Annotated in this window: 2 protein-coding genes; one reads left to right on the top strand and one right to left on the bottom strand. The window is 53.0% G+C overall.

Translation table 11 applies throughout. The features are described from left to right. Positions 1–11 precede the first annotated feature (11 nt). Positions 12–437, bottom strand: a complete 426-nt coding sequence (locus tag ACR0NN_RS25250) for a VOC family protein (protein WP_170728043.1) — start codon at positions 435–437, stop codon at positions 12–14. Between the two features lie 102 nt (positions 438–539). Here ACR0NN_RS25250 and ACR0NN_RS25255 point away from each other — a divergent pair, with 102 nt between their 5' ends. Then, entirely contained in the window at positions 540–1,133 is a 594-nt protein-coding gene (locus tag ACR0NN_RS25255) for a TetR/AcrR family transcriptional regulator (RefSeq protein ID WP_170728042.1), read from the top strand. Positions 1,134–1,194 lie beyond the last annotated feature (61 nt).

Below are 1,194 nucleotides of genomic sequence, written 5' to 3' on the forward strand. Positions count from 1 at the left end.
GGCACCCTGAATCACGACGGCACTGCGTCGGCTGCATATTGCGACAGGAATTCCTCTGAGGGTGGGATCTGAGTGATAACATCAATCAGTACCCCGTTTGGATCGCGATATATCGCATGGCGTTGGCCAAACGGCTCGCTCACAAGTGACTTTGCCACCGGAACTCCTTCCGACCGAAGTCGTTCATCCACTTTGTCGACATCCTCGACTTCAAAATTGAGGATCATGCCCTTAGACGCACCGCGGGAAACCTCCGGGATCGTCTCGTGGTCCGACTGGACGATCGCGAGATTGACCGACGGATCCGCTTCACTTTGTAGATGCACATACCAATCCGCCTCGAACGCTGCGCGGAAGCCAAAGTGACGTTTATAGAACTCTGCCGTCTCAGAAACCGTTTCAGACTGAATGACCGGATAATATTGAGTGACACGCATCTTGATCTCCTTAACTTACATGCATCGTGTATGTATCATCAATTTGCAAATACATGCAAGATGTATGTAAGGTGCTTGTAGTGATATTCGGAGCCGTTAAATTTGCCCCCAGAAAAACCCGCCCGACGCAGCCAGGCAGACCGACGCGCCGAAACGCGTGCCAAACTCGTAGAGGCTGCCCGCGAATTGTTTGTGGATTCGGGATTTGCCGATACTGCAACCCCAGACATCGTACGTAAGGCCAGCGTCACCCGCGGCGCGCTGTATCATCATTTCAAGGACAAGGCTGACCTTTTCCGCGCTGTCGCAGAAGAGGAGGCCAAAGCAATCTCACACCATATTGACCAGGAAACGCGCAATATTGCCGATCCCGAACAGGCCATGGTGGCAGGATCTAATGCTTTTTTTAAAGCGATGTTGGTCCCAGGCCGAGTACGCCTCCTGATGGAAGAGGCACCAGCTGTATTGGGACACAACGCTGCTGTCGCGTTAACCCGGGCCAATGGAACAGAAGAACTTCGTGAAGGGCTTTCGCGGGCTCTTCCTGAGCATTCACCAAAACAGATCAATGCTTTGACTAACCTGTTGTCGGCCACGTTTGATCGCGCCGCTCTTGAGATCGCCTATGGGGGCGATCCGGAGGTCTACAAGGAGGTTATGAACCATTTGATTGGTGAAGTACTCAAGGGCAACTAGCAGACCTCGGAAGACCCGCAGTATGGGTCCCTACCGCTTCTTCCGTGAACTACTCGGCCCA

It is taken from the genome of Ruegeria sp. BA2 (genome assembly GCF_056539605.1).

Coding starts and splice junctions, on each gene's coding strand:
- ACR0NN_RS25250 (WP_170728043.1), bottom strand. CDS start 437: ATGCGTGTCACTCAATATTATCCGGTCATTCAGTCTGAAACGGTTTCT.